The organism is Pseudomonas sp. F2 (genome assembly GCF_057174385.1).
This window is the reverse complement of the sequence record NZ_CM169904.1, coordinates 1,150,285-1,166,147: the sequence shown is the minus strand read 5'-3', so window position 1 is coordinate 1,166,147 and position 15,863 is coordinate 1,150,285. Positions and strand designations below refer to the sequence as shown.

General features: G+C 58.8%; 14 protein-coding genes, 1 tRNA gene and 1 pseudogene. 9 read left to right on the top strand and 7 right to left on the bottom strand.

Annotated features, from left to right (window positions below):
- Positions 1–100: 100 nt before the first annotated feature.
- The 3 genes from AC193Q_RS05130 to AC193Q_RS05120 form a co-directional block, all read right to left on the bottom strand.
- Complete coding sequence (locus AC193Q_RS05130; RefSeq protein WP_483879622.1) at positions 101–1,309, bottom strand: DSD1 family PLP-dependent enzyme; 1,209 nt, start codon at positions 1,307–1,309, stop codon at positions 101–103.
- Positions 1,310–1,383: 74 nt separating this feature from the next.
- Positions 1,384–2,712: a D-arabinono-1,4-lactone oxidase gene (locus AC193Q_RS05125; RefSeq protein WP_483879621.1), complete on the bottom strand. Its 1,329-nt coding sequence runs from the start codon at positions 2,710–2,712 to the stop codon at positions 1,384–1,386.
- Between the two features lie 76 nt (positions 2,713–2,788).
- Positions 2,789–3,142 carry a c-type cytochrome gene (locus AC193Q_RS05120; protein ID WP_483879253.1) on the bottom strand — a complete coding sequence of 118 codons (354 nt, stop codon included), beginning with the start codon at positions 3,140–3,142 and terminating at the stop codon, positions 2,789–2,791.
- 381 nt (positions 3,143–3,523) lie between these two features.
- Between AC193Q_RS05120 and AC193Q_RS05115 the strand changes: the two genes are divergently transcribed.
- The 3 genes from AC193Q_RS05115 to AC193Q_RS05105 all read left to right on the top strand — a co-directional run bounded on the left by AC193Q_RS05115 (position 3,524) and on the right by AC193Q_RS05105 (position 8,204).
- The gene (locus AC193Q_RS05115; protein ID WP_182400965.1) at positions 3,524–5,149 is read left to right on the top strand and encodes an NADP-dependent glyceraldehyde-3-phosphate dehydrogenase; all 1,626 of its coding nucleotides are present in this window, start codon (positions 3,524–3,526) and stop codon (positions 5,147–5,149) included.
- A gap of 46 nt (positions 5,150–5,195) precedes the next feature.
- Positions 5,196–6,236, top strand: coding sequence for an FUSC family protein (locus AC193Q_RS05110; RefSeq protein WP_179294985.1), 1,041 nt, complete (start codon positions 5,196–5,198; stop codon positions 6,234–6,236).
- 78 nt (positions 6,237–6,314) lie between these two features.
- A complete protein-coding gene (locus AC193Q_RS05105) occupies positions 6,315–8,204 on the top strand; it encodes an acyltransferase family protein (protein WP_483879252.1) in 1,890 nt (629 codons plus the stop codon).
- Here AC193Q_RS05105 and AC193Q_RS05100 read toward each other — a convergent pair.
- Complete coding sequence (locus AC193Q_RS05100; RefSeq protein WP_095666699.1) at positions 8,191–9,087, bottom strand: DMT family transporter; 897 nt, start codon at positions 9,085–9,087, stop codon at positions 8,191–8,193. The genes AC193Q_RS05105 and AC193Q_RS05100 overlap by 14 nt on opposite strands.
- Positions 9,088–9,238: 151 nt before the next feature.
- Between AC193Q_RS05100 and AC193Q_RS05095 the strand changes: the two genes are divergently transcribed.
- Together AC193Q_RS05095 and AC193Q_RS05090 are read left to right on the top strand one after the other, a co-directional pair.
- Positions 9,239–9,676: an Lrp/AsnC family transcriptional regulator gene (locus tag AC193Q_RS05095; RefSeq protein ID WP_007915449.1), complete on the top strand. Its 438-nt coding sequence runs from the start codon at positions 9,239–9,241 to the stop codon at positions 9,674–9,676.
- 59 nt (positions 9,677–9,735) lie between these two features.
- A complete protein-coding gene (locus tag AC193Q_RS05090) occupies positions 9,736–10,062 on the top strand; it encodes a YceK/YidQ family lipoprotein (protein WP_047294089.1) in 327 nt (108 codons plus the stop codon).
- Between the two features lie 63 nt (positions 10,063–10,125).
- On the opposite strand, the gene AC193Q_RS05085 is transcribed toward AC193Q_RS05090, so the two are convergent.
- On the bottom strand, positions 10,126–10,797 hold the full coding sequence (locus AC193Q_RS05085) for a Bax inhibitor-1/YccA family protein (RefSeq protein ID WP_027613775.1): 672 nt from the start codon (positions 10,795–10,797) through the stop codon (positions 10,126–10,128).
- Positions 10,798–10,920: 123 nt separating this feature from the next.
- On the opposite strand from AC193Q_RS05085, the gene AC193Q_RS05080 reads away from it, so the two are divergent.
- The 4 genes and pseudogenes from AC193Q_RS05080 (at position 10,921) to AC193Q_RS05065 (ending at position 13,460) form a co-directional block, all read left to right on the top strand.
- Positions 10,921–11,008: transfer RNA gene (locus AC193Q_RS05080), tRNA-Ser, on the top strand.
- 258 nt (positions 11,009–11,266) lie between these two features.
- A pseudogene (locus AC193Q_RS05075) lies at positions 11,267–11,431 on the top strand (DUF159 family protein); the annotation flags it as partial.
- Between the two features lie 426 nt (positions 11,432–11,857).
- Positions 11,858–12,307 carry a hypothetical protein gene (locus tag AC193Q_RS05070; protein WP_041072612.1) on the top strand — a complete coding sequence of 150 codons (450 nt, stop codon included), beginning with the start codon at positions 11,858–11,860 and terminating at the stop codon, positions 12,305–12,307.
- A 973-nt stretch (positions 12,308–13,280) separates the two neighbouring features.
- Positions 13,281–13,460 (top strand): hypothetical protein, encoded by a 180-nt coding sequence (locus AC193Q_RS05065; protein WP_483879251.1) that lies wholly within the window; start codon positions 13,281–13,283, stop codon positions 13,458–13,460.
- A gap of 102 nt (positions 13,461–13,562) precedes the next feature.
- Here the strand turns inward: AC193Q_RS05065 and AC193Q_RS05060 are convergent, their stop codons facing one another.
- Positions 13,563–14,939 carry a GntP family permease gene (locus AC193Q_RS05060; RefSeq protein ID WP_095666709.1) on the bottom strand — a complete coding sequence of 459 codons (1,377 nt, stop codon included), beginning with the start codon at positions 14,937–14,939 and terminating at the stop codon, positions 13,563–13,565.
- A gap of 90 nt (positions 14,940–15,029) precedes the next feature.
- Positions 15,030–15,860, bottom strand: coding sequence for an amidohydrolase family protein (locus AC193Q_RS05055; protein ID WP_483879250.1), 831 nt, complete (start codon positions 15,858–15,860; stop codon positions 15,030–15,032).
- Between the last annotated feature and the right edge of the window lie 3 nt (positions 15,861–15,863).

The following is a 15,863-nucleotide window of genomic DNA, read 5'->3' as shown; positions in this document are numbered from 1 at the left end:
TTGATGGGAGAGCAAAATCAAAAGATCGCAGCCTTCGGCAGCTCCTACAGTGGGACTGAGTAGACCCTGTAGGAGCTGCCGAAGGCTGCGATCTTTTGCTTCAGGAATAGACCGGCCAGGTATCGACGATCTTGCCGCCACGCACCGCCAGCAGATCACCGAATTGCAGGAGGACGGCTTCGGTCTGGGTCGGGCGCAGGAAAACTTGATCCTCGACGGTCAGGCCCACCGCATTCGAACCGTTGACCATTTCCTGATTCGAGCTGCGCCCGTACACCCCATTGCTCTGCAGTCCGGGCGGCGATTCGAACTCGGCCATCCAGTTGCCGCCGTAGATGAAAAAGGTCTGGCGCTGGTTGGTGTCCCACCAGGAGAACAGTTTCGACTTGTCGTCCAGCGCCGGGATATTTACCGCACCGGTACTCTTCAGCACCGGGGTGGCGATGTAGGTCGCCGGCACGTGGTCAACCAGCGATGGCAGGTCGTAATGCGTCGGTTTGAGCATCGCCGTGCCCACTGACACCTCGGTGCTAAGTTTCTCGTTTTCGTGGATGCGGTAACTCGGGCTGCCGGCGGTGTTCAGGCACAAGTGAGCATTCCATAACGCCGGAAACTGCTGGCGAGTGAAATCCACGCAACGCTGATAAATCAGCATCACCTTGGCGAATAGTTCTTCCGGTGAGCCGAGTATCCCCGGCACGCCCATGCCCACAAACGGGTCGTAACCCATAAACCCGGCGAACACCAGGTGCTGCGGGTTGGCGCTGATCAGCGCGAGCATCTGCCCCAACGCACTTACATCACTGGCCCCGCCGCGATGCAGGCCGACATCCAGCTCGATGTTGATGCGCATCCGTGTGCCCAATCCCTGCGCCAGCGCCAGGTATTGCTGCAGACGTTCGGGGTTGTCGATCAGCCATTGCAACTGCTTCGCCGGGTCGAACGGGCCTTTGTGGGTTTGATAGAACAGCTGTGCCGTACGCACCGGCAGCGGCTTGCCGAGCAGGATGTCAGACTGGGGAAACATGACGGCATCGTGATTAAGGAACGGCTGGTGAAACGACATGAGCTTTTGCGTCCCGGCCCGTTGCGCGATGTAGCTCAACAGTCCGGGTGACGGCAGGGATTTCTCCACCAATCGCAATTGCTTGCCGCCGCGTCGCACCGGCTGCATGACCACGTCGATGTTGTGGTCGAGCCGATCCAGATCGATCAAAAGCACCGGACGCATTGGGCCGTGGTCTTTCAACTCTTTATTCAGGGCGCGGAAATACTCGCTGTACGGGCCGCCGTGATCGCCCGGTCGCAACCAGGCACCGACTCCCAGCAAGAAGGCGCCAACGCCCACGGTGCCCAGCATGAAATTGCGTCGATTGACCGCCATCAGCTCACCCCCAGAATTGACGACAGATGCGCATTGAGAAAACGTCCGCAGGGGTCCAGTGCCTGGCGTACGTCGACAAACTCACGCCAGCGCGGGTACAGCGGTTGCAGGGTGCGCGCATTGAGCGTGTGCAATTTGCCCCAGTGCGGGCGACCGTTGTACTTCCAGAAAATCGGTTCGATGGCGGCGAAGAAGTTGTGATGGTCCATCTGATAATGCTGGTGCACCGAGATCGAACAGCTGTCGCGGCCCTCGAACATGCTCAGCGCAATGTCGTCGGCCTTGACGTAGCGGTACTCGATGGGAAACCAGGTGCGCAGGTCCTTGTCCTGAATCAGCTTGAGGATTTCGCGCAGGCAGGCCGGGCCGTGTTCGGCGGGCACCGAGTACTCCATCTCGTTGAAGCGCACGGTACGCACGTTGGCGTAGATGTCGAACGAGTCGCCGACCCGATCATCGAAACTCGCCAGATGCCGCAAACTGTTGAGCAACGAGGTGCGCAGGCCGGGGAAATCACTGCCGTACTTGTCGATCTTCTCGATCAGGGTCACGAACTCGTTGCCACCCTCCTCCTCGGGCGGGATCGGCGGCGTGGCCGGGTCGCCGGTTTCGTTGAGGGCGATGGACAAGGCGTAGTCGGAATGGGTGACCACGAGCATTTCCCAGTGCTGGTTTTCGCGGGTGTTCTTGTCGAGGTCTTCCAGCAACTCTTCGGTCCTGGCGATCCACTGGGTTTCCCGCAGACGATACGCCGGACGGTTTTGCAAACGGATTTTAGTGGTAACGCCCAACGCGCCGAGGGATACCCGGGCAGCGTTGAATACGTCCGGATGACGCTGGCTGTCGCAGTCCAATACCTCACCACTGGCGGTCACCAATTGCATCCCGCAGACGTGGGCCGAATAAGACTGAAAGGTCTTGCCGGTGCCGTGGGTCGAGGTGGAAACGGCGCCGGCGAGGGTCTGGTAGTCGATATCGGCCATGTTCTGCAGGGCCTGGCCAATGTCCTTGAGCGGCTTGCCCATACGCGACATCGGCGTGCCGGCGGCGAATTCGGCCTGCAGGGTTTTCGGGTCGTGATCGAGCAGACCGTTGAAGTAGCTCAGCGACAGCAACGTGCCGTCGGTGGGCACCAGCGCACTGAAGGAATGCGCCGAACCGACCGGACGAATCTTGCCCGGTGCCTGTTGGATGACTGCGGTCAATTCGTCCAGATTTTTTGGTGCTATCCGCGCCGCCGGCAGGCAACTCTGCCCGCCCGACCAGTTGCGCCAGGGAATCAGCCGTGGCGCGCGCATCAACTGGCCCAGCGCCGGATTGGAAGCCAGCGCGCTGAACGCGCCGACGATACTTGCCCGTTGCAACAACTGACGGCGTGTCAGATCCATGCTCATGCGCGCGCCCTTATTGTGGGAGGGGCTGATCGGCCATGAAGCCGATCAGTTGCAGGAATTGTTCTTCCGAACACTCGACGCACTGGCCCATCGGCGGCATGCCGTTGTAGCCGTTGATGGCGTGATCAAGCAGGGTGTCGGTGCCCTGCCGCAGGCGTGGTTCCCAGGCCTTGCGGTCGCCGGTCAGCGGCGCGTTGGCGGCCGGGTTGGCGTGGCACAGCTGGCAGCTGTTGGCGTAGATCTGCGCCAGTGCCGGGTCGGAGGGCATGGCGTTGTGGGTGGTCGCCGGCGGTGCGGCTTTTTCGCCGCAGCCGCACAGGGCGACAGACAGCGCCAGCATTAAAGTGAGTGGGATTGCCCGCATAACGATCCTCGCCTGGGTAGCGCTTTTTGTTGTGATCACACCTTAAGGCAGGCACGGCAGCGGGTTGAGGGCATTGCGGGACAACGAGGGGGGCATCCGGGGCCAGCCAGAATTGAGCTCGGGCTCGGACAGCACCACAAAACCTGTGGGAGCTGGCTTGCCAGCGATAGCGGAGTGTCAGCCAATGAAAGTCGCGCAAGTGCCGGCCTAATCGCTGGCAAGCCAGCTCCCACAGGGTAAACGGCGTTGCTGATTCCGCTCTGTTCCGCCTCTCTGCGTGACATTCGCGTGACATTCGCGGGTTTAAATTCCCGCGTATTCAGGCGTATAACCTGTACTGACTTTTGGATCTGCATACGGACATCAATACGGGGTAGCGACATGACCACAGCAAACATCCTTGGCAACCTGTTCCCTTCTGTCAGCGACATCCCGGAAAAATACCGCCTCGACGCTCAGGTCGAGCAACGCGAATACCTCGTCGATGGCGAACTGCGGCGCTGGGACGGCCCGCTGGCCACGGTACGCAGCCCGGTGTACCTGCACGGCGAGAATGGCGATGAACAAGTGATTCTCGGCAGCACCCCGCTGCTGGATGCCGACACCGCCCTCACCGCCCTTGATGCCGCCGTACGCGCGTACGATCGCGGTCAGGGCCTGTGGCCGACCATGCGCGTGGCCGAACGCATTCAGCACGTCGAAGCGTTCCTCGGCCGTATGCGTCAGCAGCGCGAAGCCGTGGTCAAATTGCTGATGTGGGAGATCGGCAAGAACCTCAAGGACTCGGAAAAAGAGTTCGACCGCACCTGCGACTACATCGTCGACACCATCAACGCGCTGAAAGAACTCGACCGCCGCTCCAGCCGGTTCGAACTGGAACAGGACACCCTCGGCCAGATTCGTCGCGTGCCGCTCGGTGTCGCGCTGTGCATGGGCCCTTACAACTATCCGCTGAACGAAACCTTCACCACGCTGATCCCGGCGCTGATCATGGGAAACACCGTGGTGTTCAAACCGGCCAAACTCGGCGTGCTGCTGATCCGCCCGCTGCTTGAAGCGTTCCGCGACAGCTTCCCCACCGGCGTGATCAACGTGATCTACGGCAGCGGCCGCGAGACTGTCAGCGCGCTGATGGCCAGCGGCAAGATCGATATTTTCGCCTTCATCGGCACCAACAAGGCCGCCAGCGACCTGAAGAAACTGCACCCGAAACCACACCGTTTGCGCGCCGCGCTGGGTCTGGATGCGAAGAACCCGGGTATCGTCCTGCCGGAAGTCGATCTGGACAACGCGGTCAGCGAAGCGGTCACCGGTTCGCTGTCGTTCAACGGCCAGCGCTGCACCGCGTTGAAGATCCTGTTTGTGCATGAGGATGTGGTCGACGCCTTCATCGAAAAATTCAACGCCAAACTCGCTACGCTGAAACCTGGCATGCCGTGGGACAGCGGCGTGGCACTGACCCCGCTGCCGGAGTCGGGCAAGGTCGACTACCTGCACGGTCTGGTGGCTGACGCGCAGAGCAAGGGCGCGCAAGTGGTCAACCCCAATGGTGGCGAGAGTCGAGAGTCGTTCTTCTACCCCGCCGTGCTATACCCGGTGACGCCGCAGATGCGCGTGTACAACGAAGAACAATTCGGCCCGGTGGTGCCGATCGTGCCGTACCGCCACCTCGATACCGTGATCGATTACGTGCTGGAATCGGACTTCGGTCAGCAACTGAGCCTGTTTGGTACCAACCCGGTGGCGATCGGCCGACTGGTCGATACCTTCGCCAACCAGGTCGGGCGGATCAACCTCAACGCCCAGTGCCAGCGCGGCCCGGATACCTACCCGTTCAACGGGCGCAAGAACTCCGCCGAGGGCACGCTGTCGGTACACGATGCACTGCGGGTGTTTTCGATCCGCACACTGGTGGCAACCAAGTTCCAGGACAGCAACAAGGAGCTGATCAGCGAAATCATTCGCGGCCGCGATTCGAGCTTCCTGACCACCGACTACATCTTCTGACGAGGACCTTGCACTGAGTACATTCAGCACCCACCGACTGCCACCGCTGCTGCGGCGAATCCTGCGTCCGTTGCTGGACCCGTACCGCCGCTACCGGCATGCCCGGCTGATCCACGCGGTACGGGTCGCGTTGGGGCTGCTGGCGACCATCCTGCTGACCACCGGCATCAACCTGCCCCATGGCGAATGGGCGTCGGTGACCATGCTGGTGGTGATCGGCGGCTTGCAGCATCACGGCAACATCGGCAAAAAAGCCGCCGAACGCGCCACCGGCACCCTGATCGGTGCCGGCGTCGGACTGGTGCTGGTGGCGCAACAGGCATGGCTGGGCCTGCCATGGCTGACCTACTTTGCCATGGCGGTGGTCTGCGGATTCTTCTCCTATCACGCGATCGGCAAAGGCGGATACACCGCCCTGCTCTCGGCGATTACCGTCTTCATCGTTGCCGGTCATGGCGACAACCCGATCACCGACGGCTTGTGGCGCGGGGTCGACATCCTGATCGGCATCGCCCTGGCCCTCGCCTTTTCCTTCGCCCTGCCGCTGTACGCGGTGTATTCGTGGCGCTACAACCTGGCCGATGCCCTGCGCGACTGCGCCACGTTGTACGGGCGAATCATCAGCGGCCAACCGGTCAGCGCCGATGAACACCTGAAGCTGATGGGCAGGGTGACCGCGGTGATGGTGCAACTGCGCTCGCTGATGCCTTCGGTGTCCAAGGAAGTGAAAATTTCCATGACCGAACTGGACGCGATTCAACGCAACCTGCGCATGTGCGTCAGCACGCTGGAAATCCTCGGCAACACCCGCCCGGATGCGAACGACCCCGACGCCATGGCGCACCTGCAATCGGCACTGCGGGCCGAGCACCGGGTGATCCGCGTGCAACTGATCGGCATGGCCCGGGCCTTGAAGTCCGGCGCCACGCAGCGCCTGCAGCGCCCGCTGGAATTGCCTGACGCGAGCCTCGACACACCGGTCTACAGCACACTGGACGGTTACCGGTTACTGACCCGACAACTGGCCGCGAACATTGGTGAACTGCGCCAACGCCTGGCGATGACGGCGCCGCGCTGGAACATCTGAATCAGCGGAAAAATCCGTGTAACAAAGCGGACACCATCACTACAATGCGCCCACAACGGATGTGACATGGACGCATAAATGCAATTCAGGAAGAGTATCAACGCCCTGCGGGCACTGGCCGTGCTTTCGGTCGTGCTGTTTCATTTCAAGGTGCCAGGGTTCGAGGGCGGGTTTGCCGGGGTTGACGTGTTCTTCGTCATCTCCGGATTCCTGATGACCGGCATCATCGTCAATGGCGTGCAACAACAGAACTTTTCCTTCCTCGGCTTCTACGCCTCCCGCGCCCGCCGCATTATTCCTGCCCTGTTGGTGCTGTGCGTTACGCTGCTGGTCTTCGGTTACCTTTACTTGCCGCTGGACGACTTGCGCGAGACGATCCGCACGATCAAGAGCAGTCTGCTATTCAGTTCGAACTTCAGTTTCGCCGACAGCGGCAATTATTTTGCCGCGCCGCTGCATGAAAACTGGTTGTTGCATACCTGGTCACTGTCGGTCGAATGGCAGTTCTATCTGCTCTATCCCGTGCTGATCATGGGTTTGCACAAGTGCTTCGGCGCCGATAAAACCCGCTTTGCCCTGGTTGCCCTGGCGTTGATGTCGCTCGCGGCGTCCATCGTCGTGACCCGCGTCAACCCGACGTTCGCTTTCTACATGCTGCCCACCCGCGCCTGGGAAATGATCGCTGGCGGCCTGGTTTTTCTGTTTCCGCTGCGATTGAGCCCGCGCGGCGGCGCGATTTGCGAAAGTCTAGGCCTGCTGGCGATTGCCGTCAGTGTGCTGGGCTTTTCTGAAGCCGATCTGTGGCCGGGCTACCTGGCACTGCTGCCGGTGCTGGGGACGATGCTGGTGATTCACGGCAATACCCGGTCGGTGTTCAGCAGCAATTTTGCGCTGCAATTTGTCGGGAGTATTTCCTACTCGGTGTATCTGTGGCATTGGCCGCTGGTGGTGCTGCTGTACTTGTGCGGGCTGTTGACCAGTTGGCCACATGTGATCGGCGCGATCATCGCCTCGTTCACGCTCGGCACCCTGTCCTTCTACAGGGTTGAGTCGAAGGTGAACAAAGGTACGACCGCCACACGCACAGTAATCAAGTTCGCGTCGCTGACGGTGGCTGTGGTTGCCGTGTCGGCAGTCACGTCGTCGCTGGTCAAGCAGCATCCCGATTGGCGCCCGGCGCTGGTCGAACTCGGTCAGCCGGAATACACCAGCAAGCTGTATCCGCAGGAATGCTACCCCAACGCTTATGCAGCGGCGGATTGCAAACTCGGCACAGGCGAGGTGTCGGTGATTCTGTATGGCGACAGCCACGCGCAATCGACTGCAGCAGCGGTGCAGATAGACAACCCTCAAGCCGCGCTGTCTTGGTCACGGGGCGGTTGCCCGACCCTGGCGCACTTCGCCATGCACGACAAAACCGTCGAAAGCCAATGTCGAGGCTTCAATCAGGAAAAGCTGCAACAACTGAAAACCGCGTACGCCGGCGTGCCCGTGGTGCTGTTCAGCCGCGCGGCGCTGTACGCGGATTCAGGGCGGGAAAACAGCTATCGGATTTCCTTTCCCGAGCGTCAGGCCGCGTTTGCCGAAGCCTATACCGAAGAGTACGTCAGCACGGTCTGCTCAATCGCTGAAAACCATCCGGTGTATATCGTCAAACCGATCCCGGAAATGCCCTTCAGCGTCTACAAGGGTTTGAATCTGAATCAGCGGTTGTTCGGGCAAACCTCGGACATTTCCCTGCCGTTACAGGCTTACGAGAAACGCAATCGCATCGCCATCGCGACCATCGAAGCGGCGGCCAGCCGCTGCAACGCGACGGTGATCGACCCGACGCCGTACCTGTGCCCCGATGGCCACTGCATGGGCTCCATGGACGGCGTCCCGCTGTACTTTGACGACAACCATCTGGTGGATGCCGGCAATCAGCAGTTGAAAGGACTGTTCCGGGCTGTGATCAAACCGATCTGAGCTGACGCCGGGCTTTCAAGCCCCAGCCCTGTTGCATCCCGGCGGCGGCCAGCAGAATCGCCGCCACGCCGACCCATTGCAGGATCTGCAGGCGATGGCCGAAGGCAAACCAGTCGACGAAGATCGCCGCAATCGGGTAGATGAACGACAGCGCACCGGTCAGGGCGGTCGGCAGTTTCTGGATCGCGCCGTACAGCAGCACATACATCAGGCCGGTGTGGACGATGCCCAGCGTCACCAGACTGGCCCAGGCTCCGTGTGTTTGCGGCAAGCCGTTTAGGTGCGCGAACGGCGCGAGCAACAGCACTCCGGTGCAGACCTGGATCAGCGCGATCAGATGCGGCGGCGTGCCAGTGAGGCGCTTGATGATCAGCGCCGCCATCGCGTACAGCAACGCCGCGCCCAGCGCCAGCGCAATGCCCAGCAGATATTCGTGACCGCTCTCGCCCTGCCCGCCGTGGGCGCTGACGATCGCCAGCATGCCAAGGAAGGAAATCGCTAGCCAGAACAGTTTCTGCAAGGTGATTTTCTCGCCGAGAAACAGTGCCGCCAGGCCAACCAGCATGAACGGCTGCACGTTGTAGACGGCCGTCCCGATGGCAATTGAGGCCCGGGAATACGAAGCGAACAACAGCACCCAGTTGCCAACAATCGCGGCGCCGCTGAGGACGGCCAACAGGAACGTGGTACGGGTCAGAATGCCCGGACGCAGGAAGCCGAACGCGGCACAGATCAGCAGCAAGGTGCCGGCGCCGAACACGCAGCGCCAGAACACTACGTCCAGCACCGGCTGCCCGGAGACCAGCACGAACCAGCCAATGGTCCCGGAAATCAGCATGGCAGCGGTCATTTCCAATGAACCACGGCGGATTGAGTTGTCCATCATCGATCTCCCTAAACGTTTTGACGAAAGCGTGGGCAAAGTATGCCAAGCCGGCTCCCTGCGCCTCCAGCGCAAAAAGCAGGCTAAACTCGGTTTCTGCCTTTTTTATCGCGGGTGGTTTCCCGCAAATGCCTTATGCCGGAGTTGCGCCATGACCGACGATATCGACCAGATCCTCATCAGCGCCCTGATGGAAGACTCACGCCGCTCGCTCAAGGCACTGGCGCAGATCAGCGGCCTGTCGTCGCCCAGCGTGGCCGAGCGCCTGCGCCGACTGGAGGAGCGCGGCGTGCTCAAGGGCTATACGGTTGAGATCGACCCGAAATGCTTCGGCTATCAACTGCAGGCCATCGTCCGGGTGAGACCGCTGCCGGGGCAATTGCAGGAAGTGGAACGACAGATCCTGTCAATTCCGGAATTCACCGAGTGCGACAAAGTCACCGGGGAGGACTGCTTCATCGCCCGCCTGCACGTGCGCTCGATGGAACAGCTCGACACCCTGCTCGACCGCCTCAACACGCTGGCCGAAACCAACACTGCGATCGTCAAGAAGACGCCAGTCAAGCGCCGGTTACCGCCGATGGCGTAAGTGCTTTTTGTACCTGTTCGGCGTAGATTGAGGTTTTTTCCGGCTAAGGATTGGCGGTGATGAAGGTTCAGGCATTGATGCTGTCGGCAGTATTGCTCACTGGCTGCGGGACGGTGCAAACGGTTGCGTTCAGCGACAAGTTTTCCGTGGACCAGCTGAAAACCAAGAAAACCTACTGTGGCGCCGTTCCGCGCATATACAGCGGTGCGACCTACGACTTTTGCATGCTGCACGCCGAAAAACCGGATGACGTCGACGCGTTCAATTACAACAATGCCTCGTTTGGCCTGGTGGTAGATGCCGCGGTTTCGGGTGTGCTGGATACATTTCTGCTGCCCTACACCATTTACAAGCAACAGGCCGATGGCAGCATCGTGATCAACTGATCTGCTTTTCGCAGACAACAAAAAACCCGCCGATGCGGGTTTTTTGTTGTTTCAGGCCAGCGATCAGTCGTCGCGGCTCATGATGCCGAAGATCTGCAACAGGCTGATGAACAGGTTGTAGATCGATACGTACAGACTGATGGTCGCCATGATGTAGTTACGCTCGCCACCGTGGATGATCGCGCTGGTCTGGAACAGAATGCAGACCGACGAGAACAGCACGAAACCGGCGCTGATCGCCAGTTGCAGGCCGCTGATCTGGAAGAACATGCTTGCCAGAGTGGCACCCAGCAACACGAAGAAACCGGCGGTGATGAAACCACCGAGGAAGCTCATGTCCTTGCGGGTGATCAGCACGTAGGCCGACAGACCACCGAACACCAGCGCGGTCATCGCGAACGCCGAACTGACCACTTCAGCGCCGCCCTGCATGCCAAGGTAACGGTTGAGGATCGGGCCGAGCAGGAAGCCCATGAAACCGGTCAGCGCAAAGGCGGAAACCAGGCCCCACGCGGAATCACGGAGTTTGTTGGTGAGGAAGAACAGCCCGTAGAAGCCGATCAGCACCACGAAAATGTTCGGGTAGCCAACACGCATCTGCTGGGCCACAAACGCCATCACACCGCTGAATGCGAGCGTGAGCGCCAGCAAGCCGTATGTGTTGCGCAGGACGCGGCTAACCTCTAGCTGCTCAGCCTGCACGCTGTTGTGAACTGCGTAATCCTGTTCGCGCATGGCGACACTCCTGTTGGTTTGAAACGTTCAGTGGCAAAGATCATAACAGACGCTCTGTAACAAGCCATGCACAGAGTTTGACAGTGTGTTTCATTCAGGTATTATGGCGCCCGCAACGCAAACGGAGGTGTGGCCGAGTGGTTTAAGGCAACGGTCTTGAAAACCGTCGACTGTAACAGGTCCATGAGTTCGAATCCCATCGCCTCCGCCATCTTATGTACGACAAAGCCCTGATTATTCAGGGCTTTGTCGTTTCTGGCGTTTACTAAAATTTATGCCTTTCGATATGTGTTCCATAACTTTTGTGGGCGCGTTCCATAACTCCGACCGATTTCTCCCCTCTCCGGCGTCCTGCCAATCGTTAAAACACTCTTCATGTAACACGGTGCTACGCCGATGCCTTGGCTGCCAAGGAAACCAAAATGCCCAACTCCGACCTGCTCCCTTCCCTGCTCTTCAAGATCAACGAAAACTCGCCCGGGAGTGGTTGGACCCGGCCACGCCGAAAGAACGCGCCGAACAGATGGCGCTGCACCAAGGTGAACCGACAGAGGCGTTCGAGTGGTTCAAGGTTGACCAGGCCGTGGGGAACGTCCGGAATCAAGGCCCCGACCTGATTAAGCCTATCGGATGATGGTTAGAACAGCCGGTGACCAACAACGCCAGAACGCATGCCCACAGGATTTTCATGGTAGCCCCTATAAAAAATAGGAATGTGCCGCCGCGAATGCAAAAATGAGCAGCGTTACTGAGAAATTTCACGCACATAGGCTAGCTCGGAAAAATGGGTGTGGGGAGCCGGAAACGAAAAAGCCCCGGCAAATGCCGAGGCTCGTTGACTTCCTTAACACGAAAAACTCGTCTTCGCGACAGTCTTTGCACGAAAAAATCGAAAATCAACTGAAATTTATAGCAGTCTTTGGCCTGCCTTCACTCGGACGACTTAACTTAAGACCAATCTGCAGAGCACGTGTAATATTACGTCGCCATCAGCCCACTGCTGATCGAGCGCTTTGGAAAGCGCCGGAAACAACCAATGCTTTCAAGAATGGAGTTATAAATGCGCAAGCTCTTCGCCTTTGCACTTGCATCTGCCCTGTCTTTTACCGCCCAAGCAAACGAGTGGCGGCAGTTCACCTCAACGATGTACGTTCTCGACCCGGCCGGAGAGCAACCGTTGCTTGCGATGGCAAGCTTGTTTGAAGGCGAACACGTGGTCATGAATTTGGTGGACTTGTCGGGGGCATTTTGTGAAAAAGGGGAAAACTCTAATCCTAGACCCGCAGGCCCCTTTCAAATAAACGGAACCAATGTGAAGTTCGTTCAAGCCTGCCTCGGTGGGAAAAGAGTTCTGTCTCCGGAGACTGAAAAAGGAAAAGCCTTCTTGGCTAATGCAATCCTCGGCGGCCCAGCAACCGTAGTGATTGAGGGCGGCGACGTCGTCAAGTTCTCTTCAGAAAACTTCGAGGCTGCGAAAAAGGCAATGCTCGATACCAATTCGGCACTCTGATCCAAAAAAAAGATCTAGGAGGCGCCGAACAGGATTCATGCTCAGCGTCTCCAGCTTTAAATCTCGCCCCACCCCGAAAGCAAGTTTGAGGTCAGGGTACGCGGGCTGCCGGTGTTGATTTCGTACGTCGCACTATCCGGCTATCGACGTCCAGCCATTCCCGAGTGCTGCCCTGGCTACAGGTGAATTCGAGGCATAAAAAAACCCGCAGTGGGCGGGTTTTCTGTTACCTGACACTACTTATTTTCCTGGCGGCTACTCGCGAAACCTTGAGTACTACCAGCGCTATTAGCGCACCGACAACCCCGCCAAATAGTCCCATCTGAAATGCTGCTGATGGCTCCATCCAACAAGGGCTCAATGGCTTAAAAGGATAGTAGAGGCATGGCTCAGGAAAGAGTGCCCGCCATACTGGTAACGCACCGCCGATCATCAGCAACCCTATCGTAAAAAGCGCAAAAGCTTTCCATTGCGGTATGACGAGAAACTGCCTCCGAAGCACTGCTAAGGCGATGACTAATACAAACGAAAAGAAACCGGGAAGGTAAAGTGTCACGAAGTAGATTTGGTCGAGCTCGTGGCCGGCAGTATCCATATCACCTCAGCAAAAAAACCGGCGATTGGCCGGGCTTGAATGTCTATGTGCGTTTCGCGTTACTTGTGCACCATGGGAAAACTACCTTACAAATCCCAACATAGAAATACCTTTATGCCGCATCTTCAGAATTTTCATCAAAGACGACCTGCCACACAGGCTTTAACGCCTGAACATCCACTTCTGAAATAGCTTCACGCAGGAAATTCCACACCTCCTTCCAGTCGCGATCCCAAACTTTTGGCTCGCCATGTATGCCTATGAGTCCCTACACAGAAAGCTCACCCAGGCGCGCAAGGAGTACTGCTCGGCAGTCAGGTCTGGAGTACGTCGCAGTGACCAAGCGCTGCGCCAAGAACAGCCGACGCAGGTGGCGGCGTGAAGCGCTTCATCCGCCGCAAGGTTGAGGCCTGGTTGATATTGGTGGCCGCGAAGATCCTCGAAGGCCGGAACGTCCACCGCTCGCCCGTCGTCTTCCGACATCACTTGTTCGACCTTGACATGATGAGAGATGTGGCGGTCTTCAACAGGCAACTTTCGGCCAAAAGCGATCGGTGAGTCACTGCGCGAGTCCAATCCGCTTCCACTGCCGCGCCTGATCGACGGCCAATAAGGGGGTTCACAGATGGCGGCGTCCTGATTGGACGCCGCCTCAGGTCATTACACGACCACGTTCAACAGCAACACCACAAGCAAACCGACCACGGCGACGATCGATTGCACCACCGAAATAGTCTTGGTGGCTTCGCCCATCGTCATGCCGAAGGATTCCTTCACCATCCAGAAACCTGCATGGTTGGCGTAGTTGAAGAACAACGAGCCGCAGCCAATGGACAAGGCCAGCAGCGGCAGGTTGAGGCTGGGATCAGCACCGGCCAGCGGCGCCAGCAAGCCGGCAGCCCCCACGATACCTACCGTGGCGGAACCGGTAGACACCGAAAGCAACATGGCGATCAACCAACCGAGGATCAGCGGAGGAAACGCCGACTGCTGAGTCAGGTGCACAATCGCATCGCCCACCTTGGCGCTGGTCAGCAGTTCCTGAAAGGCACCGCCGCCGGCGATGATCATGATGATCGAGGCGATTGGCTTGAGGCTCTTGCCCAGCGAGTCGCGCAATTGCCCCGCATCACCGCCGCGCGCGAGTACCAGACTGGCCCCGGCGAACAGCACGCCCAGCAGCATCGCTATCAGCGGATTGCCGAGGAAACCGGCCATTTTCAGCAGCGCATTGTCCTTGGCCAATACCATCTCGGCGACGGCATGGAACAGCATCAGGATCGCCGGCAGCAAGGCTGCCAGCACGCCAAGGTATACGCTGGGGCTTGGTTTATCGTCGGCTTTTTCAGCCAGGGTGAACTGATCCAGCAACACCTGATCGGGCCGAGTGCTCATGCGCGGGGAAATGAATGCGCCATACAATGGGCCGCCTAAAATCATGGCCGGGATAGCCGCCAGGAAGCCATAGAGCATGGTCGGCCCGACCGAGGTTTTCAGCGCGGCGATGGCCGTCAGCGGGCCAGGGTGCGGCGGAACCATGCCGTGCATGGCGGCCAGTGCGGCAATCACCGGAACGCCCACATAGATATACGCTGAACCCTTGAAGCGCGCCTGACTTTCCAGCTTGCGCGCCACGCTGAAGATCAGCGGCAGCATGATCACCAGGCCGACCTCGAAAAACATCGGTATGCCAATCACAAACGCGACCATCATCATCGCCCACGGAATCATCCGATCCGTTGTGCGCTTGAGGATGACCGCAGCAATCTGCTCGGTGACGCCAGCGTCAGCAAGAATTTTGCCGAGCATCGCCCCCAGCGCAATGACCACCCCCACTGCCCCCAGTGTCTTGCCGGCGCCGGTGACCAAGTGGGAGACGATGCCATCTGGCTCCATACCGGTTGCAAAGCCTACGCCGACGGAAACTACCAGCAAAGCCAGCAGCGGGTGCATTTTGAGGCGCGAGACGATCAGCGCTACCAGCACCAAGACGCTGATCAATGCGGTCAGTAACAGATCTATATCTAAGGGAGTCATGAAAGGTTCTCGGTTGGGCTGGTGCCCAAATTCTTGTATGTGGGTGAGATGAATGGCATCTGCAACGGCCAGGTTTCAGCGTTCGACTTTCTAAAAACCGAATAACCTTCGAGGCGCTTGCACCAGCAGCGAGTCGCTGGCTTGCGCCGAAAGTTCCAAGGCTTGCAACTGGTCGACGACGGTGGCGAAACCGATGCTTTGCTCATGCTGCGTATGCGGCCAGTCACTGCCCCATACCAACTGATGCAGGCCGAAGCTTTGTTCCAGCAACGGTAATGCCCTTCGAGCGAAATCAATGTTCTGTTGTGGCGTACCTCCCAAACGATAGATTCCCGATACCTTGATCCAGATCGGACTTTTCGATCCGGCCTCAAGCAACTCGCCAAACCCGGGCTGATCGAGACCCGCATTCGCGTCCGGCCGCCCAAAGTGATCGATCACCAACTTCACGCCGAACGGCGTCAATTGCTGGATCAGGCCCGGCAGTTCCTTGACTTCCCGGTGCAACTCGACATGCCAGTCGAGATCAGCGATATCGCTGAAAAACCCTTGCCAGGCACTGTCACGAAAATCAGGTAACGCCTTGCCGATCAGGTTCAAGCGCACGCCGACCACGCCCAGTCGAGCCATGTCATTCAAGGTAGAACGACTGACGCTTGGCTCCAGCACTACCACACCGCGCAACTGCTGCGGCGCGTGCTTCAACGCCGCCAACAGGTAGCTATTGTCGGTGCCAAGGAAACTGGGTTGCACCAATACACCGTGACTCAGACCATGCGTTTGCAAATGCTCAAGGTACTGGCCAAGCGTGGCGTCGTACTCAGGGGTGTAGCGCCGTGCACCGATCAGATGCAGATCACGGCTGAACACATGGGCATGGGAGTCGATGCCGGCGATCGACTTGGGGCGGGTATCTGACATGGG